The organism is Pseudomonas entomophila L48, assembly GCF_000026105.1.
Lineage (GTDB): Bacteria > Pseudomonadota > Gammaproteobacteria > Pseudomonadales > Pseudomonadaceae > Aquipseudomonas > Aquipseudomonas entomophila.
Window position 1 is genome coordinate 4,905,572 of the sequence record NC_008027.1, and the last position, 23,146, is coordinate 4,928,717.

General features: G+C 63.8%; 17 protein-coding genes. 6 read left to right on the top strand and 11 right to left on the bottom strand.

Translation table 11 applies throughout. The features are described from left to right. From PSEEN_RS21275 to PSEEN_RS21285, 3 genes are all read right to left on the bottom strand, one after another. Positions 1-4,743: an RHS repeat-associated core domain-containing protein gene (locus tag PSEEN_RS21275; protein WP_231845281.1), complete on the bottom strand. Its 4,743-nt coding sequence runs from the start codon at positions 4,741-4,743 to the stop codon at positions 1-3. Then, positions 4,740-7,727, bottom strand: coding sequence for a type VI secretion system Vgr family protein (locus PSEEN_RS21280; protein ID WP_011535641.1), 2,988 nt, complete (start codon positions 7,725-7,727; stop codon positions 4,740-4,742). Before PSEEN_RS21280 ends, PSEEN_RS21275 begins: the two co-directional genes overlap by 4 nt. A gap of 260 nt (positions 7,728-7,987) precedes the next feature. Beyond that, positions 7,988-8,506 carry an Hcp family type VI secretion system effector gene (locus PSEEN_RS21285; protein ID WP_011531920.1) on the bottom strand — a complete coding sequence of 173 codons (519 nt, stop codon included), beginning with the start codon at positions 8,504-8,506 and terminating at the stop codon, positions 7,988-7,990. On the opposite strand from PSEEN_RS21285, the gene PSEEN_RS26750 reads away from it, so the two are divergent. The 3 genes from PSEEN_RS26750 (at position 8,507) to PSEEN_RS21295 (ending at position 9,765) form a co-directional block, all read left to right on the top strand. Then, on the top strand, positions 8,507-8,725 hold the full coding sequence (locus PSEEN_RS26750; RefSeq protein ID WP_158020271.1) for a hypothetical protein: 219 nt from the start codon (positions 8,507-8,509) through the stop codon (positions 8,723-8,725). 274 nt (positions 8,726-8,999) lie between these two features. Next, positions 9,000-9,347, top strand: coding sequence for an HPF/RaiA family ribosome-associated protein (locus tag PSEEN_RS21290; RefSeq protein ID WP_011535642.1), 348 nt, complete (start codon positions 9,000-9,002; stop codon positions 9,345-9,347). Between the two features lie 130 nt (positions 9,348-9,477). Then, a complete protein-coding gene (locus PSEEN_RS21295) occupies positions 9,478-9,765 on the top strand; it encodes a DUF3509 domain-containing protein (RefSeq protein ID WP_011535643.1) in 288 nt (95 codons plus the stop codon). A 3-nt stretch (positions 9,766-9,768) separates the two neighbouring features. Here the strand turns inward: PSEEN_RS21295 and PSEEN_RS21300 are convergent, their stop codons facing one another. After that, the gene (locus PSEEN_RS21300) at positions 9,769-10,239 is read right to left on the bottom strand and encodes a phosphate-starvation-inducible protein PsiE (protein ID WP_011535644.1); all 471 of its coding nucleotides are present in this window, start codon (positions 10,237-10,239) and stop codon (positions 9,769-9,771) included. A 243-nt stretch (positions 10,240-10,482) separates the two neighbouring features. Between PSEEN_RS21300 and PSEEN_RS21305 the strand changes: the two genes are divergently transcribed. After that, entirely contained in the window at positions 10,483-10,746 is a 264-nt protein-coding gene (locus tag PSEEN_RS21305) for a YebG family protein (RefSeq protein ID WP_011535645.1), read from the top strand. Positions 10,747-10,786: 40 nt separating this feature from the next. On the opposite strand, the gene PSEEN_RS21310 is transcribed toward PSEEN_RS21305, so the two are convergent. Then, positions 10,787-11,806, bottom strand: a complete 1,020-nt coding sequence (locus PSEEN_RS21310; RefSeq protein WP_011535646.1) for a Leu/Phe/Val dehydrogenase — start codon at positions 11,804-11,806, stop codon at positions 10,787-10,789. A gap of 123 nt (positions 11,807-11,929) precedes the next feature. Here PSEEN_RS21310 and PSEEN_RS21315 point away from each other — a divergent pair, with 123 nt between their 5' ends. Continuing rightward, a complete protein-coding gene (locus PSEEN_RS21315; protein ID WP_011535647.1) occupies positions 11,930-12,736 on the top strand; it encodes a SirB1 family protein in 807 nt (268 codons plus the stop codon). Here PSEEN_RS21315 and PSEEN_RS21320 read toward each other — a convergent pair. From PSEEN_RS21320 to hmgA, 4 genes are all read right to left on the bottom strand, one after another. Continuing rightward, entirely contained in the window at positions 12,725-14,074 is a 1,350-nt protein-coding gene (locus PSEEN_RS21320; protein WP_011535648.1) for an MFS transporter, read from the bottom strand. The two genes, PSEEN_RS21315 and PSEEN_RS21320, sit on opposite strands and share 12 nt — an antisense overlap. Before the next feature lie 190 nt (positions 14,075-14,264). Then, positions 14,265-14,894, bottom strand: coding sequence for a maleylacetoacetate isomerase (gene maiA, locus PSEEN_RS21325; protein WP_011535649.1), 630 nt, complete (start codon positions 14,892-14,894; stop codon positions 14,265-14,267). A 12-nt stretch (positions 14,895-14,906) separates the two neighbouring features. Then, positions 14,907-16,199 carry a fumarylacetoacetase gene (fahA, locus tag PSEEN_RS21330; protein ID WP_011535650.1) on the bottom strand — a complete coding sequence of 431 codons (1,293 nt, stop codon included), beginning with the start codon at positions 16,197-16,199 and terminating at the stop codon, positions 14,907-14,909. Positions 16,200-16,202: 3 nt separating this feature from the next. Beyond that, positions 16,203-17,504 carry a homogentisate 1,2-dioxygenase gene (gene hmgA / locus PSEEN_RS21335; protein WP_011535651.1) on the bottom strand — a complete coding sequence of 434 codons (1,302 nt, stop codon included), beginning with the start codon at positions 17,502-17,504 and terminating at the stop codon, positions 16,203-16,205. A gap of 189 nt (positions 17,505-17,693) precedes the next feature. Here hmgA and PSEEN_RS21340 point away from each other — a divergent pair, with 189 nt between their 5' ends. After that, positions 17,694-18,470: an IclR family transcriptional regulator gene (locus PSEEN_RS21340; RefSeq protein WP_011535652.1), complete on the top strand. Its 777-nt coding sequence runs from the start codon at positions 17,694-17,696 to the stop codon at positions 18,468-18,470. Here PSEEN_RS21340 and PSEEN_RS21345 read toward each other — a convergent pair. Both PSEEN_RS21345 and PSEEN_RS21350 read right to left on the bottom strand, forming a co-directional pair. After that, entirely contained in the window at positions 18,467-21,634 is a 3,168-nt protein-coding gene (locus tag PSEEN_RS21345) for a dermonecrotic toxin domain-containing protein (RefSeq protein ID WP_011535653.1), read from the bottom strand. The two genes, PSEEN_RS21340 and PSEEN_RS21345, sit on opposite strands and share 4 nt — an antisense overlap. Before the next feature lie 520 nt (positions 21,635-22,154). Beyond that, positions 22,155-23,069 (bottom strand): SDR family oxidoreductase, encoded by a 915-nt coding sequence (locus PSEEN_RS21350; protein WP_011535654.1) that lies wholly within the window; start codon positions 23,067-23,069, stop codon positions 22,155-22,157. Between the last annotated feature and the right edge of the window lie 77 nt (positions 23,070-23,146).

Here is a 23,146-nt window from a genome sequence, read left to right on the forward strand (position 1 = left end):
CTATGGCCTAACCAAAGTAACTGCGGATGCCGGCACGTGACCTACAATCAATACCTCCCCTGACTTCCTTGCAAAATTCCGAGCAGTAGCCCCTCTCAATTTACCGCACTCACTATTCAGATCCACAGAGTCACTCACCTGAGCAAGATCAATTTTGGCAATTCGCTCAGTTCCGTTACCATATTTCATTGAGTTACTTACCGCCTGATCGTAGGTTTTGGAGGCCGAAATATACTGTGTTTTTACCGTTGGTTTCGAAGCATTCAATACATGACCTTCAACAGTATAGTTACCTGCTGGATCTTTCGCGCTCAAGCCAACACTCGGATCTTCATCATCCCTCAACACACGATACGCATAACCTTCCTTACACTTGCAACAGACCTGATGATCAACTGATGGCGCGGGGTCTGACTTCTTACGCCTCTTGAGCCCAGATGGATCAATCCAGCCAGTACTATTGGGCGCATATTGATATACATTCACCCCCCCTGCAAAACCAATAGGATCTTTCGAAAGAAAACGCCCGTTGCTGGGAGCATAATATCTATATCGATTATAGTGTAAGCCCGTTTCCAGATCGTGGTACTGACCCTGGAAGCGAATTGGGTTGCCCAGGCCATGCTGCTTGGCCCATTCCGACCGCTCCTCTTGGACTTCACCCCAGGCCTTGTACTGCCCGGCCCAGGCGACATTACCCTGCTCGTCGGTCAATTCCATCGGCGTGCCAAGGTGGTCGCACTGGTACCAGGCAATGGCCTCGAACGCCTGTGGTTTCACCTCGGTGTGCCACAACGGATCCTGATCGAAGTCGTAATCGCGTTGACTCCAGTCCGGTTGCTTGTGCAAGCGGATCGGACTTTTGCGCAGGGCCTGGGCCACCGGCACGAAGCTGCCTGGTTCGTACAGGTAATGCACGGTGCGGCCGGCGTCGCCTTCGTCGCGCGGCGGTGAGCTCTCCCAGGCCAGGGTGTCGCCGTCCCAACCAAACAGGGTAAAGCCACAGCCGAGTTCACGTTGACGCTTGGCCCGTTGCAGCTGGTTCCAGCCGGTCCCCGCTTCGGGGCGATCCCAGAAGTGCGCCACCGAATGTTTGTGCAGGCGCCGGCCCAGGGCGTCGTAGCTGTAGTCGACCTTGAGCTTGTCGTCGTTGTAACCCGTTAGCCGGTCGAACAGGTCCCAGGTGAAATGCGCATGGGCACCGTTTTGCAGGCGGTGGATCAGGTTGCCGCGTTCGTCGTAGCGGTAATGAGTCCCGGCGTATTCGCGCAGCAGGTTGTCCATCAGCTTGTTGCGCCGCGGATCGGCTTCCAGCGGGCGATTCAGTTCCTGGGTTTTCTGATCCAGCAGGTTACCGGCCGGGTCGAAGGCGAAGGTTTCCACCCCCAGGCGGCTGGTGGCCTTGAGCAGGCGACCGACTGGATCGTACTGGTACTCCAGCGGCCCACGACGGCTGTCGTGGATGTTGGTCAGTTGCCCCGCTGCGTCATAACGGTACTGGCGCTTGAGCAGCGTGGACTGGCCGTCATGGCTGCCCAGCAGCTGTTCCTGCAAACGCCCGGCCGGGTCCCAGGCCTGGGTCTGCATCAGCTTATTGCCCTGATGCCGCACGATTTCGCGGTGTAGGTCGTCGCGCTCGTAGGCCAGCATCTCATGCTGGTCGAGAGTCATGCCGAGCAGGTGGCCGCTGCCGTAGGTCAGCCAGCTGACCTTGTGGCCATCCGGGCGAATCGTGCTGACCCGGTGGTTGAGCGCATCGTATTCGTGCTGCCACACCGCGACCATCGGCGTGCCGGTGGCCAAATAGTGTTGGTGCTCGCGGGTCAGGTTGCCCGCTTCGTCGTGGAACCATTGCAGCTTGCTGGCGGCGTTGACCGCCTGAACCAGCTGACCATTGCCGTTGTAGGCAAAGGTTTCGCTCTGGCTCTGATCACCCAGGCGCGCCGTACGCTCGGCCAGGCGGCCCATGCGGTCGAAACGCAGGTCGATACGGCGCTGGCCCACTTGAGTGCTCGCCAGGCGACCGCTATTCGGGTCGTACTGGTAACGGGTGACCAAGCCATCGAAGCCGGTCTCCTGCAGCAGCCGGCCGACCGGGTCGTACAGGAAGTTAGCCTTGCTCTCGTTTTCGTTTTCCAGCCCGATCAGGCGGCCGAGCTTGTCCCAGCGATAACGCAGGGTGTGCTCGTTGGCGTCGACGCGTTCAGCGAGCATACCGGCAGCGGTATAGGACCAGGTGGTGCAGCGATCAAGCGCGTCCACATGGGCCAGCAGACGGCCTTCGGCGTCACGCTCGAAGCGTTCTTCGGTCTTGTCCGGGTGGGTGACCTTGGCCAACTGCCCGGCCTTGTATTCATAGGCGGTCTTGTTGCCCGCCGCGTCGGCGAACTCGATCAGCTGGCCGGAGGTGTCGTACGTCCACTGGCTGGTCTTGCCCGAGCAGTCGGTGTACTCAAGCAGTTGCCCGGCATCGTTGTAGGCGAGTTTCTTCTCGTTGCCGATGGCGTCCTTGATCGCCTTGACCAGCCCGGCCGGGGTGTAGGCGAACTCGGTCTTGTTGCCCAGCGGGTCGACGGTCTCGACCAGGTTGCCGCGCTCGTCGTAGTCGCGCTGCCACAGCCCACCCTCGGCGTCGCTGATCTTGATCAGCTGGTCCTGGTCGTCGTAGGCGTAGTGCACCGTGCTGTGGTCGGCACGAATGTGCTTGAGGCGGTTGCTGCGCTCATCGTAGACGTAGCGGTCCTGGCTGCCGTCGGGGTGGACGTGGCGGATGACGTTCTTGCGCGCGTCACGGAACAGCCATTCGGAATTGCCGTCCGGGTGCTTGATCCGGTAGGTGTAGCCCTCGGCGTCGTAGTAGTGCCAGGTTTCCTGGCCGTGGGCATCGGTGACGTAGGTCAGGCGGATGCGCTCGTCCCACTGCAGGCGGGTCTCGAAACTGCCGTCGTCGGCCCATTCGTGGATGGCCTTGGCGTGTGGGCCGCTGCCGTCCCATTCGAGGTTGATGCCGCGGTTGGTACGGTCGGTATAGCGGGTGACAAGGTGGTGCTGGTACTGATAGCGCCAGGCAGCGCCGTGCTCATCCTGGGCGGCGATCAGGTCGCCCTGGTCATCGTAGTGGTAGCCGCACAGCTGGCGTAGCGGCTTGCCATCAACCACCTGCCACAGGCCTTGGATATGCCCGTGGTCATCGAGCAACGTACCCAGTTGCAGGTGCACCTTGGTCGGATCGTCGTCCTGGTAAGTGTTGATGTCCGACAGCGCCGGCCGGTCGTGGTGACGGTGCTCGTAGTGCAGCATCGCGCCGGCGCCGCTGCGCAACTTGATGTGCGTCAGGTAGAAGCGGTCGCCATGGCGGGCATAGGTTTCCTGACGCGTGAGGCCGCGCAACAGCACCAGCTGCTGTTCGCCGGTACGCACCAGGGTGAGGTACTCCACTGCGTCGTGGTGCGGCTTGCCTTGCTTGGGCAGCGGGTACGCATGGCTGCGGCCGTCCATGTCGTGGAACACCACGCCCTGGTCGACCACGTCGATGCAGGTGGTGAACTCGGTGACCCAGCGGGCGCCGAGAACGCCGTCGTCCAGCTTGTCCAGCCGCGAGTTGTAGGTCCGCGTCCAGGTGACCGGGAACGGGCCGGGCAGGCTGAAGTCGGTGTGGTGCAGCGACTCGCTGCCCAGGGCGAAGTTGATGCGGTTGCAGGTGCTGGTGCAGACCTCGTTCTTCTGGTCGTTGGCCGCTTTCGTCGCCGGGCCCTGGTTGGTGATCGACTCGGTACGGCCCATGGAACCCTGGTGCTTGGCTTCGGTGACTTTGTCCTGCTTGACCACCGTGGGCAAGGCCTTGGGGTTGCGCAGGTGCCACTTCACGCTGCTGTTGTGCAGCACCAGCAGCATGTTCTTGATCGAGTCCTTGTTGGCCGTGCTGCCCAGGCTCATCAGCTTGCCGCTCATTTGCGGCGCCAAGGTGCGGAATTGCTTGGTGTAGTCGAGCACTTCCTTCTGCACCCGAGTGGGCACGGCGTTGCTCATGAGCGTGTTGGCCGCGCCCTTGCCCATCGCCGAGTAGGCGTTGCTCAACGCACCGAAGGCATTCTCGAAGGCCACCGACGGGTCGGACTTCCAGGTTTCGCTGACCTTCTGCGCCAGCTTCGTGGCCTTGTCGAGGTCGCCCTTGCTGTCGAGCTTACCGAGAATGATCGCGTCGATGGCGTCGGCGGTGTTGTTGATCAGTTGCTCGCCGGTCTTGGCGGCTTCGCCGAGGATGCTGTCGAGCTGGGCCTGGGCGTCGACGAGGAAGGTATCCAGTTCGCCCAGCAGGTCGGCGTTGAGATGGCCGATGATGATCTCGACCAGCGCGTCGCCGAGGATGTCCTTGCCCTCCTGGCGGGCCAGGGTCAGCATCGGCCGCAGGCCCTTGCGCGCCGCGGCCATGGTCGGTGGCGCGGGGATCACGCCGATCAGGTTGATGCCCAGGCTCACCCAATCCCACGGGTCGGGTTCCTTGGCACTGGCCAGGTTGACGATATCGCCCACGGCATCCACCAGGGCAATGATGTTGCCGATTACCGGCAACACCTCGGCGGTGTCCTTGAGCCGCTCCAGGTTGACGTAGCCGCCGCTGATCTCGCGCAGCCAGGCGTCGAACACGGCGGCGCCGCGGCTGACGTCGGCCATGCCGATCTGGTCCAGGGGAACGACCGCCGCCTGGGCTGGACGTGGTTTTTCAGAGGTATCGGCGGTCATGACATCAGTTCACTTGGCAGAAGATCGGTAGCAGTGCTCAGGCTCGGGGCCTTGAAAGCGGGGAGTTTGGGCATCGCCGGCAACTTGGGCAGGCTTGGCAGGCTGGCCATGGCCCCCTGCGCAGCACTGCCCGCCTTGCCGGCGGCGCCCAGGGCGTTGGAGGCGGCCGGCAGGGCCGAGCTGGCGGCGCTCGCCAGTTGCGGCAGGCCAGCAACGCCGCCTTTGAGCGCGCCTTGCACCTGCTGCGCACTCTGCATCGCGCCTTGCCCGGTCTTGAGCAGGTTCATGCCGGTCTTGGCCGCGTCCATGCCGCTGCCGGCCAGCTGCTTGGCCTTGTCGAACAGGCCGCCTTCGCCCTTGGGCAGCGGCAGCTTGTCGACCAGCGATTCGAGCTGGGTCGACAGGCTGTTCGGGTCGGGTGGCTGCACCGGCCACTCGACCTCGCCGATGTAGCTGCTCGGCGCCCACGGGGGCGTCGGGTCGCGGCCGAAGGTGACCCAGGCCGGCCCGGGCGCGGCGCCGGACACGGCATTGAAGCCCTGCCCGTCCAGCGAGCCCTTGAGTACCGTGCCCAGGGCGTCGGTGACTTCGTAGTCGCCGGCCTTGATGCCCTTAGTGTTGGCATACAGGTTGAACAGCTCCAGCGCGCCCTTGCCGGGTTTGGGCGGTTCGGGGAAGGTGCCGGCCATGCTCGCCGCGCCGATGTGGGCGAACTGCGCGGCGTGGGCGGTGTAGTTGGCGCTGGTGACGTGGGTGATGCCGCTGGCGTTGTAAGTCGTCGCGCTGCCGCCGCCCTGCACCACCAGCTCGGTCTTGGCCTTGAGGAGGATGCGGTCGGCGTTGGCGGTGATGTCGAGTTTGGCCAGCAGGTTGATGCTGTCCTTCAGGGCGCGGAAATCGATATCGCCCGAGGCAGCGACCAGACGGAGACCGAGGCTTTGCACGAACAGGCGCATGCCCTGGCTGGCACTGGCCAAGAGGCGCTTGCCGACCGACATACTCGTGTGCCCGGTGCTGCTCAGGGCCAGGTGACTGCCACTGGTGAGGTGGTTGGGGCCGGGGGTGGTCAAAGCGATACCGGCCGGGCTCGACACCACCAGGTGCGGCTGGGCGAATTCGGGGAACTCGTTGGCGCTCTGGTTGACCGGGCCGCTGCCGAGGATGCCCTGGTGCTGCTCGTGCAGGCGCTTGGCCACGGCGTCCTGGTCGCCGGGCTCCTGGGCCTGCATCTGCTTGGCCAGCTCCGCCAGGCTGTCCTGCTGCTCGCTGGCGGTGGCCAGGCGTTCGGCGGTTTCCGGCAGGTCCTTGTGGTGCTTGGCTTCGTTCGGGCGTGGTTCGGTGGTGATCAGCAGGCCACCGGCCGCGCGCACGGCGCCGTGGCGGTCGGTGCGCAGCTCGAAGCCCTCACCACGGGGCGCGCCGCCACTCGGGCGTGGGTGCGTGAGGTAGCCGAGGTTCAGCGCACTGGCGCCGTGGTCACTGCGCAGGGCGATGCTGATTTCGCTGGTGGTGTCGTCGATGCGCAGTTCGTTGCCGCGGCTGCCTTTGTATTCCTTGCTCTTGATCGTCGCCAGGGTCTTGAGGTCGGGCAGCTTGTAGTGCGGCATGTTCACGCCGTGGTACAGGCAGCCGGTCACCAGCGGTTGGTCGGGGTCACCTTCGAGGAAGCTGACCAGTACTTCCATGCCCACGCGGGGGAGTTGCAGGCCGGCGATGCCCTGCCCGGCCCAGCTGCTGGCCACGCGCATCCACACGCTGGACTTGTCGTCCGAGCGCCCTTCGCGGTCCCAGAAGAACTGCACCTTGATGCGGCCGTATTCGTCGCAGTAGATCTCTTCGCCGGCCGGGCCGCTGACCACGGCGCGCTGCTCGCCCAGCACCTTCGGCTTCGGGTGGTTCAGCGGCGGGCGGTACGGCTGCTCCCACGGGGTGACCACGAAGAAGTTGCGGTAACCCTGCTGGAAGCCGTCGAAGCGTGGGTCGACGTCGCTGGTGATGGCTTCTTCCAGCACCTGCGGCTGGCGGCCCTGGTGCTGGATTTCGGTGAGCAACCAGAGGTCGTTCCAGGCGGCGTTGGGGTGGCTGGCCAGGGTCAGGAAATGCCCGCTGGCCAACAACGGCTGGTCGCTGTCGCCGCTCGCCTGGCGGTAATCGCTGCGGTGGCGTTCCAGGGCGCGGTTGGCCAGGTGCTTGCCACGGGGGCGGTCAAGGAAGCGCCCGGGGTAGTCGTAGTCTTCCAGGGCCGGCTCGTCGTGGCTGTCGGCCTCGCCTTCGAGCTGGATCAGCGGTTTCTTGAAGTCGTAGTCGCGGCGGGTGACGCTGCTGGTGCGGGTTTCCAGGCGCAGGGCGAAGCGCTTGATCATCGGCGTGTCGGCGACCAGCCCGGAGTCGTGCTGGAACTGCACCGGGGCCAGTTTCGGGAACACCGTCTGGTCGTCGCCGAACACCAGTTGGTGGCCGTCGGCGCTGTGGCGGAAGTGGTAGTGGATGCCCTCTTCTTCGCACAGGCGCTGGATGAACTGCAGGTTGGACTCGTCGTACTGCACGCAATACTCGCGCTGTGGGTACGTCGCGCCCAACTGGAATTGGTAGGCGTTGGCGAGGATGCCATGTTCCTCGAGCACCTGGGCGATGATCTCCTGCACGGTCTTGTGCTGGAACATGCGCTGGTTGATGCGGTGGGCCAGGTAGGCCAGTTGCGGGCGCAGGGTCACCTGGTAGCGGGTCAGGCGCTTGCCGGCCTCGCCTTGCGCGGCGCGGTAGATCAGGCCGTGCAGGCCGCGGCCGTCGTCGCCCAGCTGGAGGAACGCGGGCCTGTGCAGCAGGCTTTCCAGGTCCCGCGAGGGGTGCTCGCTGACCAGCTCCAGGTCGATGGCGTAAGGTTGGCTGATGGCCTCCTTGCCGTCGAAGGCAAGCACCTGGAAGTCGTGCTCCAGGCCGTCGATGTGCAGGCTGAAATGGGTCTGGTTCGCGGCGGCAAACATCCCTGTCCCTCAATGGTGCGGAAATTGGATAGCAAAAACGATTGCGGGGTGGTGGCGGGGGGCTTTGGCGGTGTGGAGATCGAGCGCCGCTGGCGCGACGCATCGCGGATGAATCCGCTCCTACAGAGGCAGCATCGGGCCAATCAGGCGGGCTGCAACCGCTGTAGGAGCGGATTCATCCGCGATGCGCCGCGCAGGCGGCGCTCGGTCTGATGGGCGATGCAACGCTAGCGTCGATCACCCAGAGACCCCGCAGAGCCTTAGCCCGCGACCGGCGCGCGCCAGTCGTCGGAACCGGAAGTACCGGACACTTCGTGGGTCCAGGTGATCTTGCGGTAGGTGAAGTACACGTCTTCCAGGTGGGTGAAGTGGGCGTTGGCCGGGTCCTGGCAGTTGTGCATGTAGTCCTTGATGTCGACGATGATCGCGTCTTCCAGGACGGTGGTGTAGTAGTGCTCCTGGGTGCCCTGGGCCGAGGTGCGGTACCACTTGATCTCGACCTTGGTCATGCGCTCGCCCGAGGTCAGGGCGGCCAGCAGCAGTGGCGAGGCCTTGTCGAAGACCTTGGTGATCTTCACCGGCTTGTGCACGCGCTGGCCGGTCGGCTGGCCGGACTGCGGGTCACGCGGGATGATCACTTCGTGTTCGAAGCCCTGGACCATGACCTGGTCTTCGTGGCCTTCCTGGTAGGTGTTGCCCACCGAGTCGGCGGTGAAGGCGCCGGCGGTGATCAGACCTTGTTTTTCGCCGGTGACGGCCATGTAGGCGGGAGTTGCCATGTGTTGCTCTCCTTGCTGGATAAGTGCCTGTTCTGGCAGGAAATTGCCAGTTGGCTAGCAAGAGAGTTATCAAAAGTCGCGCCAGAAAATATTTTCTTAGTATTTTCAACTACTTACAAACGTCATGCATCCATTTGGATGCTCTCGAAAGAAAAAACCATCCAAAAGTTGCGCAACTTTTTGCGCAGTGGTGGCAAAAAGTTGCGCAGTTGGCCGTAGGCCATGCTGCGCATGCTCTACATCAATGTATTCACACACTTATCCACATTCGAGTGCGCAACTTCTTGCGCAGTTGACCCAAAGATCAGAAATAGAAATTCCCGCCATGACCAGGGTCATGCCACTGTGCTTTTGCAACAGGAAATTTATTTTCGAAAGGGGGTTGAATTCGCTCCGCGGTTGCCTGACCTTAGAGTCAAGAGGCAAAGAAATACCAACGGCCTCAAGGGCCTAGGCACGCCTCCCTGCGAGCAAGCTGAATAAGGATTGAATCATGCAAATCCAGGTCAACAGCAGCAACCATATCGAAGGCAACATCCGGCTCGACGAGTGGGTCCGCAGCACACTGCACGCCTCGCTCGAACGCTTCGAGGACGACCTCACCCGCATCGAGGTGCACCTGCGCGACGAGAACGGCGCAAAGCCCGGACCGCATGACAAACGCTGCCAGATGGAGGCTCGCCCCAAAGGCCACCAACCGATTTCCGTGACACACACCGCCACTTCGCTGGACCAGGCCGTCGACGGCGCGGCCGGCAAGCTGAACAACGCGCTGGAGCATTTCTACGGCAAGTTGCGCAGCAAGCGCGGCGCCCTGGAGCTGAGTGACCCGGACGCCTGAAGCACAGGTGATGCACACAACCAACGCCCGGCCTTGCGCCGGGCGTTTTCGTCCGGGCCGATCAGCGGGCCTGAACCAACCCCGCCCTGCCCCGGTCAACTCCTGCAGTCATTCAGTGCAGAAGTTGACCATGAACAACCCCTTCGAGCAGATCAGCGCCGCCTTCGCCCCCGAATACCGGGTCAACCTGAGCATCGAGCGCCTGGACGGCAGCATCATGCTGACGCTGTCCGACGACAGCGGCGTGGTCGCCAAGCGCCTGGTCAGCGAGGCCCAGCGCAACGACCCGGTGCGCCTGCAACGGGTCATCGACAGCATCCGCCTGGGCCTGGCCATCGAGCTGGGGCAGAACCCGCTGGAAGTGCTGGCCGCCCTCACCCACCCACAGCGCTGTCCCGCCACCACGCTGGCCAACTGAGGCTTACTTGCCCTCTTCCACTTCCTTGCCGTTGGCGTCCAGCACCTTGGTCGACGGATAGCGGTACGAGGCGTAGCGCACCACCAGGATGGCGAACGCCAGCAGCAGGATGCCGCCGCACACGTACAGCAGGCCAACGTCCGGCGCCTTGTGGTGCGACACGTCGCCGATCAGCAGGCGGGTCAGCGCGGTGATCGCCACGTACAGCAGGAAGCGGATGGGCATGTGGTTGGTCTTGAAGTAGATCCCCACCATGGCGCCCAGCTCCAGGTAGATGAACAGCAGCAGGATGTCATCGACGCTGACCCCGCCCTTGCCCAGCATGTCCATGAAGGTGACCACTGCCGCATAGGCGGTGATCGCGCCGATGCCGAACAGCGCCAGGTAGTGGAAGGCCTCCACGCACAGGTTGCCCAGCGAGTCGGCCGAGCCATGCAGGCCCTTGCGCAGTTTGTCTGCCCATTTGATGTTCACGATGTTCGATTCCCCGATACGGCTGAAGGATGGTGCGCCACCTCTGTGACGCTTGTGCCATGCAGTTAAAGGGCCACGCCCTTGCCTTGGAAGGCGGCCGATTGCCGCAGGGCACCTGTGGGCTACGCTGTTTTTCAGCGCAAAAGGCCATCATCGTGGTTGCGGTCCGGTGGCTTTCGCCTGTACTGTATAAAGATACAGTTATCCGCAACCCCAACCAGCAAAAAGGCACAGAGGTGATGAATGGCCGTCGAAGTGGTGTACCGCAGCAGCCGCGACCCGGAGCGCTTGTTCATGGATAAGGCCGAAGCAGACCGTCACGACAAGATGCTCGAACTGGCCGAACGCCTGGCCGAGGTGCTGCACAAGGCGGTGCCGTCGCTGAGCGAACAGCAGGTTGAGGAAGCCGGGATCTACATGGCCAAGAACCGCGATGTGTTCGCCCGGGCGTTCAAGAGCCAGCCGGATGCGTTGGCGGAGTTGCTTGAAGGTGGTTCGGCGGAGTGATTTCGGTGTTCGCTGGCAAGCCGGCGAACCGCCCCCGATTTCAACCGTACAACAAGCGCTCCGCCAGCATCTGCGCCACCCGCGCCGGCGAGCGCTTTTCCGCCTGGGCATGGGCGAAAACATCGGTCAGCCGGGTCGGAATCTTCGCCAGGTGCGCGGTGATGGTGCCCAGGTCCTCGCCCCGGTGCTTGAGCACCACGTAGATCAACCCACCCGCGTTGATCACATAGTCGGGCGCGTACAGAATCCCCCGAGCTTCCAGCTGATCGGCCACCTGCAAGGTGGTCAGCTGGTTGTTGGCCGAGCCTGCCACTGCCGCGCAACGCAACTGCATCACGCTCTGGCCGGTGAGTACCGGCCCCACCCCGCATGGCGCGAAGATATCGCACGGCGTGCTGATCAACGCATCGTTGACCACCGGATGAGCACCGAACTGCTCCACCGCCAGCCGCACCTTCCCAGGGTCCAGATCGCTGACCAACAGCTCGGCACCCGCCGCATGCAGTTGTTCGGCCAACGCATAGCCCACATTCCCCAGCCCCTGCACCGCCACCCGCAAGCCTTCCAGGTTGTCGCTGCCCAGGCGCGCCATGGAGGTTGCACGAATACCGGCGAACACGCCCATGGCCGCGTGGGGGGACGGGTCGCCTGCAGCCGTAGTGCTGGTCACATGGGGCGTGGTCTGGGCAATGCAGTCCATGTCGAGGGTCGAGGTGCCGCTGTCCACGGCGGTGATGAATCGGCCCTGGAGTGTGTCGACGAAGCGACCGAAGGCCTCGAACAGCGCCGCGCGGTTTTCCACATGCGGGTTGCGCACGATCACCGCCTTGCCGCCACCCATCGGTAGCCCCGCCAGGGCGGCCTTGTAGCTCATGCCCTGGGCCAGGCGGATGGCATCGGTCATGGCGCTTTCGTCATCGGCATAGGGCAGGTAGCGGCAACCGCCAATCGCCGGCCCCAACTGCTCGCTGTGGATCACCACCACGGCCTTGAGGCCCGTGGGCGGGTCGATGAACAGGTGCAGCGACTGAGTACGGGTACTTTGCATGAGGGCGAACATCGACAGGCTCCCCCGTGAGGTGCTCCCTCCAGTATAGGCAGGCCGATACCGGCCGCGACGCGGTCGGACCACTGGACGAAAACCGGCGCCAGGGCTACAAGTTAAGCGTGATGGAGAGGTGCCATGAACCCACGCCAAGCCTGCCTGGCCTGCCTGGAACGCGAGCCAGCCGCCCTGCTGGAAGCCGCCCTGTGGATCGCCGCCGAGCATGACCGGGCCGTCGAGCCCGCAGCCGGCCTTGCCCGCCTGCACGAGTTGCAGCGCGAGGTCAGCGCCAGCCTGCCGATGCTGCCGCTCAATGAGCTGGCCCAGCCACTGCTGCGCCAGCTGAATGCCCTGGGTTACCAGCAAGACGAATACCAACCGCTGCGCCCGCAGGCGGCCCTGATGGACAAGGTGCTGCAACGCCGCCGTGGCCAGCCGCTGCCCCTGGCCATCCTGGCCCTGGAGCTGGCGCGGTGCCTGTCGATACCGCTGGAGGGGGTCAACTTCCCCGGCCACTTCCTGCTGCGCGTACCCGGCGCCGATCACCTGCTCGACCCTTGTGGGGGCCGCCGCCTCTACCCCAACGACTGCCGCGACCTGCTGGCCCGCCAGTTCGGCCCGCAGGTCACGCTGACCGCCGAGCACCTGCGCAGCGCCTCGCCGATACAGATGCTGCAGCGCCTGTCACGCAACCTGCGCCAGCTGCACAGCAGCAACGATAACGACCTGGCCGCACTGATCGATGCCGAGCGGGTCATGCAGCTGGGCCCGGTGCAGGTCGGCGACTACCTGGCCCGCGCCACCCTGTACCAACACCTGGATTGCCCCCAGGCCGAACGCTTCGACCTGGAGCACGCCCTGCTGCTGACCGACGACCCGGTGCAGCGCCTCAAGCTTGGTGAACGGCTCGGCCAACTGCCCAGCGGCAAGCGCTCAATCCATTAGTGCTTCACCCTTGGGCGCCACTTCACGCGGCCGTGGCGCCCGTACCTGGCTGACCAGCAGCGCCCCCAGCAACGCCGGAATGGCGCAGAAGAAGAAGATCTGCTCCACCGGCATGTGCAGGGTCAGCAGCAGGCTGCCGATCAGCGGCCCGAGGATCGAACCGAAACGCCCGACGCCCAGCGCCCAACCGGTGCCGGTGGCACGCACCTGGGCCGGGTAGAAGTTGCTGACGAAGGCATTGAGCGTCAGTTGCCCGCCGATGATGCAGAAGCCTGCGGCGAACACGCTGGGCACCAGCCAGCGTGGGTCGTCGTGGTTCAGGCCGACCAGCACGCTGAACACCGCCGCCCCCAACAACACGCCGGCCAACAGGCGGGCCTTGTTCTTCATGCGGTCGGCGCACCAGGCCAGGCACACCGCGCCGAAGGTGCCGGCGAACAGGAACAGCGAAGTGACGAGGTTGGCCTGGTTCAGTGCCAGCCCGCTTTCCTGCAACAGCGACGGCAGCCAGCTGATCATGAAATACAGCAGGATCAGGCTGACGAAGAAAGTGCCCCACAGCAGCAAGGTTGGCCGGGCGAAACCGTCGCGGAACAACGCCACCATGGTGAGCTTGCTGTCTGCGGGTTCATCGGTGGCGACTTGGGCCATTGGAACCTGCCAGCCTGGCAGCAAGCGGGCGACAATTCGTTGCAACCGAGCGTACGGCGGTGCATCGCGCAGCAAGCGTGGCAGCGACTCGGGCAGGTACAAAGCCAGGAAAGGGAACAACAGCAACGGCGCCACCCCGCCGGCGAGGAACACTGCCTGCCAGCCGTGCTGGTCGATGAAGCCCGCCGCGACGAAACCGCCCGCAGCGCCTCCCAGCGAAAAGCCGCAAGCGGCCAGGGTCACCATCAATGTGCGTAGGCGCGGCGGCGCGTAGTCGGCCATCAACGCCATGGCACTGGGCATGGCGCCGCCCATACCGATACCGCAGAGGAATCGCGCCAGCATCAAGCTGTCGAGGGAAGTAGCGAACACCATCAGCACCGTCAGGCTGGCGTACAGCAGTATGCAGCACAGCAGCACCCGACGTACACCGAAGCGGTCAGCCAAGGGCGTCACCGCCAGCGAGCCGACCGTCAGGCCGAACAGGTTGGCGCTGAACACCGGCCCGAAGGCGGCCTTCTCCAGCCCCCAGTCCTGGGCCAGCGCGGGAATCACGTAGCCCAGCACCTGGGCATCATAACCATCGGTGACCAACAGCAGGATCAACAGCAGCAGCAGGCGCCACTGGTAGGGTGACACCGGGCGCGCGTCGAGCGCCGCGCGAAAGCTGGCTATCTGGTTGTGCATCGCAAGGTACCTGTCTTTTGTTGTTATGCCATAGGAACGCGATGGTATGTGTAGGAGCCGGCTTGCCGGCGAACCAGGCACCACGGTGCATGGCACCGGCTTTGCCGGTGTTCGCCGGCAAGCCGGCTCCTACAAGGTTGACGCGGCACCCTGTGAGAACGGGTTTCCAGCCAACACAATGAGTTGGTGTTCAGTTGGGGGTGTCGGGCTGCCTCGCCGGGTGGGCTTTCTGGAAGGCCGGGTGCTGCTCGGCCAAGGCGGCGACCCGGCGAATGCGCGGGTAGCCGGCAAGGTCGATGTTGAAGCGCTCGGCCGCATACAACTGCGGGATCAGGTAGACATCGGCCAGCCCCGGCGTGGCGCCGAAGCAGAAGCCGTCATCGCCGATCAGTTGCTCGATCGCCGCCAGCCCCTGGCTGATCCAGTGGCCGATCCACTGGTTGACCTGGGTTTCGTCATGCCCCAGCTGACGTAGCTGATTGAGCACGCTGACATTGTGCAGCGGATGAATATCGCAACCGATGATCGCCGCCACGCCGCGCACCTTGGCCCGGGCCTCGGCGGAGGTCGGCAGCAGTGCAGGCTGTGGATAAACCTCCTCCATGTACTCGATGATCGCCGGCGATTGCACCAGCAACTCGCCGTCGTCAGTGCGCAGGGCCGGCACCCGCCCTTGCGGGTTGAGTGCCAGGTATTGCTCGCCACGCTGCTCGCCCTTGAGCAGGTTCACCGGCTCGGCCTGGTAATCCAGGCCCTTGAGCGCCAGGGCGATGCGCACGCGGTACGACGAGGTGGAACGGTAGTAAGTGAACAGCTCCATCGCCCCGCCCCCTTATCTGGCCGCGACGACGGTGCCGCGGCACTCGCCGAAGCCGATGCTGGCCACGCCATCGCGCACGCAACGGGCGCGCAGGATGATCTCGTCACCGTCCTCGAGGAACTTGCGCACCTCGCCGCTGGCCAGCTCCACCGGGTGCTTGCCGCCCTCGGTGATCTCCAGCAGGCTGCCGAACGAACCCGGCGCCGCACCCGACAGGGTGCCCGAGCCGAACAGGTCGCCCGGTTGCAGCTGGCAGCCGTTGACGCTGTGGTGGGCAACCATCTGCGCCACGGTCCAGTACATGCTGCGGGTGTTGCTCAAGGTCAGGCGATGGGCCGGCAGGTTCTGCTCGCGCATGCCTGCGGTCAGCAGCAGCACTTCCAGCTCGATGTCGAAGGCGCCAGCGGCCTGGTCGCGCTTGTCCAGCAGGTAGGACAGCGGCTGCGGATCACCCTCCGGGCGCGCCGGCTGGGCGCAGCGGAACGGCTCCAGGGCCTCGGCGGTCACCACCCACGGCGATACCGTGGTGATGAAGCTCTTGGACAGGAACGGGCCCAGCGGCTGGTATTCCCAGGCCTGGATATCACGCGCCGACCAGTCGTTGAGCAGGCAGAAGCCCGCCACGTGCTCGGCGGCGTCGCCAATCGGGATCGGCTGGCCCATCTCGTTGCCCTGGCCGATCCAGATCCCCAGCTCCAGCTCGTAGTCCAGGCGCGCGCAGGGGCCGAAGTTCGGTTCGGTCTGGCCGGCCGGCAGGGTCTGGCCCTTGGGGCGGCGCACGTCGGTGCCGGACGGGCGGATGGTCGAGGCGCGGCCGTGGTAACCGATCGGCACGTGCTTGTAGTTGGGCAGCAGCGGGTTGTCCGGGCGGAACAGCTTGCCGACATTCTTGGCGTGCTCGATGCCCACGTAGAAGTCGGTGTAGTCACCAATTTTCGCTGGCAAGTGCAATTGGCATTCAGCGGCCGGATACAGCGCGGCCTTCAATGCAGCCTGGTGCTCGCTGCCTTCACCCAGCAGCGCCAGCAGGCGCTCGCGCAGGGCCACGCGGGCCGGGCGGCCCAGGGCGAAGAAGGCGTTCAGCGCCCCCTCTTGGGTGGCCTCGACGGCGGCCTTGGCCTGGCCGTCGAACAGCCCGGCGGCCAGCACGGCTTCCAGGTCAAGGATGGCGTCGCCGATGGCCACGCCGCAACGCGGCGCCTGCCCTGGGCGGCTGAAGATGCCCAGAGGCAGGTTCTGCAGCGGGAAGTCGCGGTGCCCGTTGGCGTGCTCGACCCAGCTACGGGCGTTGGCGGTCTGGTTCATCGGTTATCTCCGGTTCGGGTTGAAGGTGCTCGGCAAGGTGGCCCAGCAACTATCGTAGTCGGCCTGCAACTGCGGGCTTTCGAGGGCCTGGCGGCTCGGGCGCAGCACTTGGCTGGTCTCGAACATGAAGGCCATGGTGTTGTCGATCTTGTGCGGCGCCAGGTCCACCGAGATGGCCTTGTCGCAGGTCTCGGCGTCCGGGCCATGGGCGCTCATCACCCCGTGCAGCGAGGCGCCGCCGGGCAGGAAGCCTTCGGCCTTGGCGTCGTAGGCGCCCTGGATCAGGCCCATGAACTCGTTCATCAGGTTGCGGTGGAACCATGGTGGGCGGAAGGTGTTCTCGGCCACCATCCAGCGCGGCGGGAAGATCACGAAGTCCATGTTGGCCATGCCGTGGACGCTGGTCGGCGAGGTGAGCACGGTGAAGATCGACGGGTCGGGGTGGTCGAAGCTGACGGTGCCGATGGTGTTGAAGCGGCGCAGGTCGTACTTGTACGGCACGTTGCTGCCGTGCCAGGCGACCACGTCCAGCGGCGAGTGCTGCAGCTCGCAGGCCCAATGCTCGCCAAGGAATTTCTGCACCAGCTGTACCGGGCCGCTGGTCTCTTCGTAGTGCGCCACCGGGGTGAGGAAGTCACGTGGGTTGGCCAGCCCGTTGCTGCCGATCGGCCCCAGGTCCGGGATGCGCAGCGGCGCCCCGTGGTTTTCGGCGATGTAGCCACGGGCCTGGTCGTCGAGCAGTTCGACGCGGAATTTCATGCCGCGCGGAATCACCGCGATCTCCAGCGGCTCGACTTCCAGCACGCCCAGCTCGGTGGCGATGCGCAGGCGGCCCTGCTCGGGCACCAGTAGCAGTTCGCCGTCGGCGTTGAAGAACACCCGCTCCATGGAGCGGTTGGCGCGGTAGATGTAGATGCTTACCCCCGCCGGTTTCTCGGAAGCCGAGTTGGCCACCATCGGCAGCCAGCCTTCGATGAAGTCGGTGGGCTCGGCCGGCATCGGCTGGGGGCTCCAGCGCAGGCGGTTGGGGGTGATGGCGCCCAGCGCGCCGGTCAGCGGCTGGCGCTCCAGGCGCTCGAAGCGTGGGTGCAGCGCCGACGGGCGGATGCGGTACAGCCAGGTGCGACGCAGTTCGCTGCGGGTCATGGTGAACGCAGTGCCCGACAGCAACTCGGCGTACAGCCCGTAGGGCGCCTTCTGCGGCGAGTTCTGCCCCACCGGCAAGGCGCCGGGCAGGGCTTCGCTGGCGAATTCGTTACCGAAGCCGCTCAGGTACTGAAGTTGGGGTGATGTGTCGCGGGTCATCGGGGCCTCCGGGCTCGCGCGGAGCCGTTGCTGGCAGCTGGCTGCTGGCCCGATCCGGAGACTGGCACGGGGGTGGCAGCGCGTCTGCATTGTTTTTATCGTAATCAGATTACGAATAACGTAATTTGCTCGTGCGCAGGCGTCAAGCTATAAAGGCGCCACCCAATGAAATCTGCGTAGAAGTCCCTCATGGCCAAAGCCAGCACCACCGCCGACAACGGCAAACAGAAGGTCCGCTCGGCGGAAGTCGGTACCGACATCCTCAAGGCCTTGGCTGAACTCTCCCCCTCTACTTCGCTGTCGCGCCTGGCCGAGCATGTGCAGATGCCGGCAAGCAAGGTGCACCGGTACCTGCAGGCGCTGATCGCCAGCGGCTTCGCCGAGCAGGACCCGGCCACCAACCATTACGGGCTGGGCCGCGAGGCGTTGCGCGTGGGCATGGCGGCGCTGGGCAGCATCGATGTGCTGAAGGTGGCGGCGCTGCCGCTGTCGCAGTTGCGCGACGAACTCAACGAAAGCTGCTTCATCGCGGTGTGGGGCAACCAGGGCGCGACAGTGGTGAGCATCGAGCCTGCGGTGCGCGCGGTGACGGTGGTGACGCAGATCGGCTCGGTGCTGCCGCTGCTGAGCTCGTCCACCGGGCTGGTGTTCGCCGCCCACTTGCCGGAGCGGGAAACCGTCGAGTTGCGCGACCAGGAACTGGCCGCGCGGCAGCAGACTGCCGACGACTACACGGCACTGCTGGCACAGATCCGTCAGCGTGGCCTGCACCATGTGCACGGCCTGCTGATGCCCGGGGTGGATGCACTGTCCGCCCCGGTGTTCAACGCCATGGGCCAGATTGCCGCAGTGATGACCGTGGTCGGGCCGACCTCGATCTTCCATGCCGATGAACAGGGGCCTGCGGCGCAGCGCCTGCTGGCCGCCGTGGAGGCGGTCAGCAGGCGGATGGGCTACCAGCCTTAGGCCGTCAGGCGATCAGGCTCCTTTCCCAGGGCGATGTAGGCGGTGTAGAGCAGCAGTTCCTTGTCGAACTTTTCGTAAAGCCCCGAAACGACTTCGCCGCCTATCTCCATGGTGATTCGTCTTTCCAGCTTGTGGGTCAGGATGAACGTCTTGAGTTTGCTGAACCAAGGCGACGATGGGCCTGGGAACAGATTCGACCAGACCTTCATGACCGGCGTGATGAGCACTGCCTGGGCCAACGGTTTCAACGCATCGATGATGCCAGGGAAGGCGAGCGTGCCGGTCACGTAGAGTTTGATCGCCAAGAACTGATCGCCATCGCAAAGCGCCACGGCTGCCTTGTAGAAGCTATAGACTGCATCGACGAAGCCAATCACCAGACGTGCAGGGGGGAACGGCAAGGTCACGACTTTCAGGATCGTCCACAGGTGCGAATAGATCTGCCAGCCGATACGCGCCAGCACACCCCGGGCATTGCTTTCGGCCTCATCGAGCAGTTGCCGCAGCTGACCGCGTAGCGAAGCCCCCAGGTGGTCGATATTGCGATAGGCCCGCAGCGAAAAGAGTATTCGCTCGTAGCCCTTGAACCCCGTCGGATCGTCCTCGTTGTCGTTGGCAAGCTCCCTCAACAGCGCATGGATCTTTTCCTCCTGCGCCACCGGGATGTGCTTGAACATCCAATCCTGGATGTCGTCCCCCTGCCATTGCTGGGCAAAGTCCCACGCGGTCAGCAGCGAGCACCCTCGTGGACCATCGGTCAGATAGACCAACGTGCCTTGTGCCGCCTCGGACTGAAGCAAGTAAGCCCCCTGAATCGGGCAGCCGTTGATCATCAGTTCTGCCAGCTTGCAGTCTTCGATGAAACTGCCCTCATTGAACTGCGCGCATACCTCGGACAGCCATTCGACATGCGCCGGATCCTGAACTGATCCACGCATGATCTCGACCAGGCAATCACGCTGCAGGGTCAACCCCAACAGGTACCGATGCAGTTCCAGCACAGGTGTGTCAATCCGATCGTCCGGCCCAAGGTAGAGCTGCTCCAGTCCTGACTGATAGCTGATCTGGATCGTGCGCTCACGCATGCATCGCTCGATCACCATCTTGTTCAGATGCGACAAGTCCTGGCCAACGGTCGAGTGAAGCCGGGTGACACTGGGCGTGAAGAAACTCTCACCGGACTCGATCAGCAGGCTGACCAGCGCCTGCCTCTCACCGTTGTCTTGCTCGACCACAACAGTATCAGGGTCGATCCACGACCCCACGCCCCCCACATTGAGCAAATCATCCGCAGCCTTGTGGAAATACACTTCGGCGGTGGGGATATTCACGACGGCCTGATATTCCTGCGCCAGCACCCGCAGTTCATGACCAAGATCCGTCACGCGCTGCAGCTTGGATGCGTCGGCATGGGGATACGCTTCAGGCCTGATCGCCTTGAGGTCATCCTTGATCTTCTCCTTCTTCAACACCGCCCACACTTCAACCACTTCATTCCAGTTTTCGGCCTGAGCGTCTTGCAAGCTCACGGTTTGCCCAGACCAGGCAGAAGGCAGACGCTGGATCAGCCGGAGGAACCTGTCCAGTTCAAGACGATCGTCGTGCAGCCCATGCTCCAACAGATAGGCATTGCCCTCGGCGGTGGCGGTCAACTCACCCACACCGAAGCTCAATGCCTCCATCGATGTGAAAAAGCGGAAATCTCCTTTCGGCGAGCCCGGCGCGTAAAGGAGGTAGCCGTCGTCGTTGCTCAGGCACAGGTGATTGGTGAGGGAGAACTGATGATCGTCGTGCAGGATGCACACCCCCGCGATCCCCATCGACGAGCCTGACCAGTCGTTTTCCAAGGCAGCCTCGAGCAGGGCCACCCCACGCCGGTCGAGCCCTTGATAGTCGGCCGCCTGGATCGCAAGCCGCAGCTTGGCGTCCAGCGTTTCGCGCAACAGCGTGTCAGTGGCATCCCCCTGGTAAGCGTTCTCGACCATTTCGGCATAGCTCGCCTGAAGGTCCAGCGCTTGTGCCATCTGCGCCAGATGCTCTGGCGTCAACACCTCCCGCAGGTCTTCACTGGTACACTCCACCGTCAGGTGATCGCCGAGGTAGGCGCCGCCACATACCCACTCCAGCAAGCTGGTCGCATGCGTCTTCCCCTCGGCAACGAAGTCATGGCTGACGTGCAGTTCGATGTCCTGCGCGGAAACATCCATGACACCGGCCGCCTCGAGCCATTCGTTCATCTTCTGCAGGGCATACCCGTGAAAGTCGGTGTGCCCGGTGTGCTGCACAAGGGCCTCCTGCGCCTGGGCCAGCACCTCGTCGAGCTCGGCGATCCGCTTGCGCTCCTGGTCCGACAAGTTGCGCATCCACTCCGGCATCCGCCTGCGCCGGAAGGCTTCGAACAGATCGGCCACCGACTTCTGTGTCCGCTCGGCCAGTGGGTACATCGACACCGCCGTCTCGATATCACCCACCTCCTCATCCAAGGCCTGCTCGACCAACCATGCCTGAAGCACCTGCATGTCTCGGATCAGATAGTCTTCAAATGGCTCGTCCAGTGGTTCGAACTCAAGCTCGACGGCGTCCGCGCTCGACAACGCCTCATGCTGTTCCGGCAGCAAGTTAGCTAACCATTGCTCATCCTGTTTCAAATCCCAAAGCATCTGCTTGGCCAAGTCCTGATCGATATCGAACCACTTACCCAGGCCTAAACCGTAAACCACCTTGGGCGCCTCGCTGTCAGCCCCAGGCGCGAGCATCGCCACGCATCCCGGAATTCGTATGCTCAGGTCGTCCTGCGTACGCAGCGAGACGGAGGCGATGACCAGGCTGGTTTGGCCATTGGGCAACAGTGCCTCGATGGCCGGCCCTTCAGTACGGCGTTGTATCGCCCTGGCCTGGAGCTCAAGCGCCACGTGTTGCTGAAGCTGCTGGGATAACACCTCCGACTGCTCCGACCACCACTGCTCGACGTCCTCGGGTGGCCTTGGCGCACGGCTCAGCTGTGCCTGGAGCGCCAGCGTGCTCAAGGCAAGCGCACTAAGCACATCGTCCTGGAATTGCGTTGCCTGCGTACCGGGGGGAGTCAGGTTGGCGACACCGAGCATTTGCTCGGGAAAGTCAGCGGCATCGGCGATTTCGGCCAGGGAAAGCGGCTCGAAGTTCATGTTCACTCTCCAATATTCGTGTAGGAGCCTGGACAATGAACAATGTAAAAGAGGGAAAGAGGAGGGAAAGCCTGACAGGCCAAAGTTCAACTAGCCTACGCAGGCTGAAGACTGCTCTGGATCTACAACCTGAAAACGGAAGGATTATCACGGACGATGTAATAGAGAATGTCAGAAGCCGGTATTTTTCCCACTGCAACAAGTGCTTATTCTTACCTCACTGGTCGGCACGAAGCGCTCTCCCCCCCCGCCTTTCGGGCCACCATGGTTCACCGACGTTGATTTTGAAGCTCCTTGATCTACGTCTCGATTGGCCGCTGCGGTTGCAGCGGCCTTTTTTATTTTCTGCAAGAATCACCGGCATTTTCATGCCCTGTGGGGGCTGCTATCGCGCAGAGAACAAAACCCTCTGTAGGAGCGGCTTTAGCCGCGATGCATTCAACGCGGTCTGGCCCCCGCTTCGCGGGTGATCGCGGCTCAAGCCGCTCCTACAGAGGTCGCCCCCTCCCAGAGATGCCGCTTACGCCAACGGAAACCGCTGCAAGTTCGCCATCATCTGTTGCAACGCCTGCAGGCTATCCTGCGGATGCACTGCATCTTCAAAATCGCCGATCCGCTCCCAGTTGTCCGCCACCTGCTCCGGGGTGAAACCCTCGCGCGGGTCGAAGCCCACGCCCAGGCTGCGCTCCCAGCGCACCTTGCCGACCCAGCCACCACCAACCTCGAACAACTGGCCGCTGTCCTGGCACTGTTCGCTGCCCAGGTACACCACCAGCGGGCTGATCAGTTCCGGCTTGAGGCGCTCGAATACCTGGGGCGGGATCAGCCCTTCGGTCATGCGGGTCGCGCCGGTTGGCGCAATGGCATTGACCAGGATGCCGTTCTTGCTGCCTTCGATGGCCAGGGTGCGGGTCAGGCCGTAGAGCCCGAGCTTGGCCATGCCGTAGTTGGCCTGGCCGAAATTGCCGTAGATGCCCGACGTGGACGAGGTGAAGATCACCCGCCCCCAGTTCTGCGCGCGCAGGTGCGGCCATGCCGCGTGGGTGAGCTTGTAGGCGCCCTCCACATGCACGCGGTAGACCAGCTCCCAGTCGCTGTCCTCCATCTTGTGGAAGGTCTTGTCGCGCAGGATGCCGGCGTTGTTCACCAGCACATCGACCTGGCCGAAGCTGTCCAGGGCCTGCTCGACGATGCGTGCACCATCGGTGACCGAGTCATGGTTGGCCACTGCCGTACCGCCTGCGGCGCGGATCTCCTCCACCACCCGGTCGGCCGCCGAGGCATTGGCGCCTTCGCCATGGGTGCTGCCGCCCAGGTCGTTGACCACCACCCTGGCGCCCCTTGCGGCAAACAACAGCGCATGGGCCCGGCCCAGGCCGCCACCGGCCCCCGTGACAATCACCACTCGATCTTGCAGACGTACCGGCTCGCTCATGCTCAGGGCTCCAGGCAATGGATGGATTCAACCAGTCTCCGCCTGCCATGGGCGCCGGGCAATCAAGCCCACCGTGG

Bases quoted from the DNA above. Each gene is read 5' to 3' on its own strand.
- PSEEN_RS21315 (WP_011535647.1), top strand. From the start codon at position 11,930: ATGAACCCACGCCAAGCCTGCCTGGCCTGCCTGGAACGCGAGCCAGCC.
- hmgA (WP_011535651.1), bottom strand. From the start codon at position 17,504: ATGACCCGCGACACATCACCCCAACTTCAGTACCTGAGCGGCTTCGGT.
- maiA (WP_011535649.1), bottom strand. From the start codon at position 14,894: ATGGAGCTGTTCACTTACTACCGTTCCACCTCGTCGTACCGCGTGCGC.
- PSEEN_RS21290 (WP_011535642.1), top strand. From the start codon at position 9,000: ATGCAAATCCAGGTCAACAGCAGCAACCATATCGAAGGCAACATCCGG.
- PSEEN_RS21280 (WP_011535641.1), bottom strand. From the start codon at position 7,727: ATGTTTGCCGCCGCGAACCAGACCCATTTCAGCCTGCACATCGACGGC.
- PSEEN_RS21310 (WP_011535646.1), bottom strand. From the start codon at position 11,806: ATGTTCGCCCTCATGCAAAGTACCCGTACTCAGTCGCTGCACCTGTTC.
- PSEEN_RS21320 (WP_011535648.1), bottom strand. From the start codon at position 14,074: ATGCACAACCAGATAGCCAGCTTTCGCGCGGCGCTCGACGCGCGCCCG.
- PSEEN_RS21305 (WP_011535645.1), top strand. From the start codon at position 10,483: ATGGCCGTCGAAGTGGTGTACCGCAGCAGCCGCGACCCGGAGCGCTTG.
- PSEEN_RS21285 (WP_011531920.1), bottom strand. From the start codon at position 8,506: ATGGCAACTCCCGCCTACATGGCCGTCACCGGCGAAAAACAAGGTCTG.
- PSEEN_RS21275 (WP_231845281.1), bottom strand. From the start codon at position 4,743: ATGACCGCCGATACCTCTGAAAAACCACGTCCAGCCCAGGCGGCGGTC.
- PSEEN_RS21340 (WP_011535652.1), top strand. From the start codon at position 17,694: ATGGCCAAAGCCAGCACCACCGCCGACAACGGCAAACAGAAGGTCCGC.
- PSEEN_RS21350 (WP_011535654.1), bottom strand. From the start codon at position 23,069: ATGAGCGAGCCGGTACGTCTGCAAGATCGAGTGGTGATTGTCACGGGG.
- fahA (WP_011535650.1), bottom strand. From the start codon at position 16,199: ATGAACCAGACCGCCAACGCCCGTAGCTGGGTCGAGCACGCCAACGGG.
- PSEEN_RS21345 (WP_011535653.1), bottom strand. From the start codon at position 21,634: ATGAACTTCGAGCCGCTTTCCCTGGCCGAAATCGCCGATGCCGCTGAC.
- PSEEN_RS21295 (WP_011535643.1), top strand. From the start codon at position 9,478: ATGAACAACCCCTTCGAGCAGATCAGCGCCGCCTTCGCCCCCGAATAC.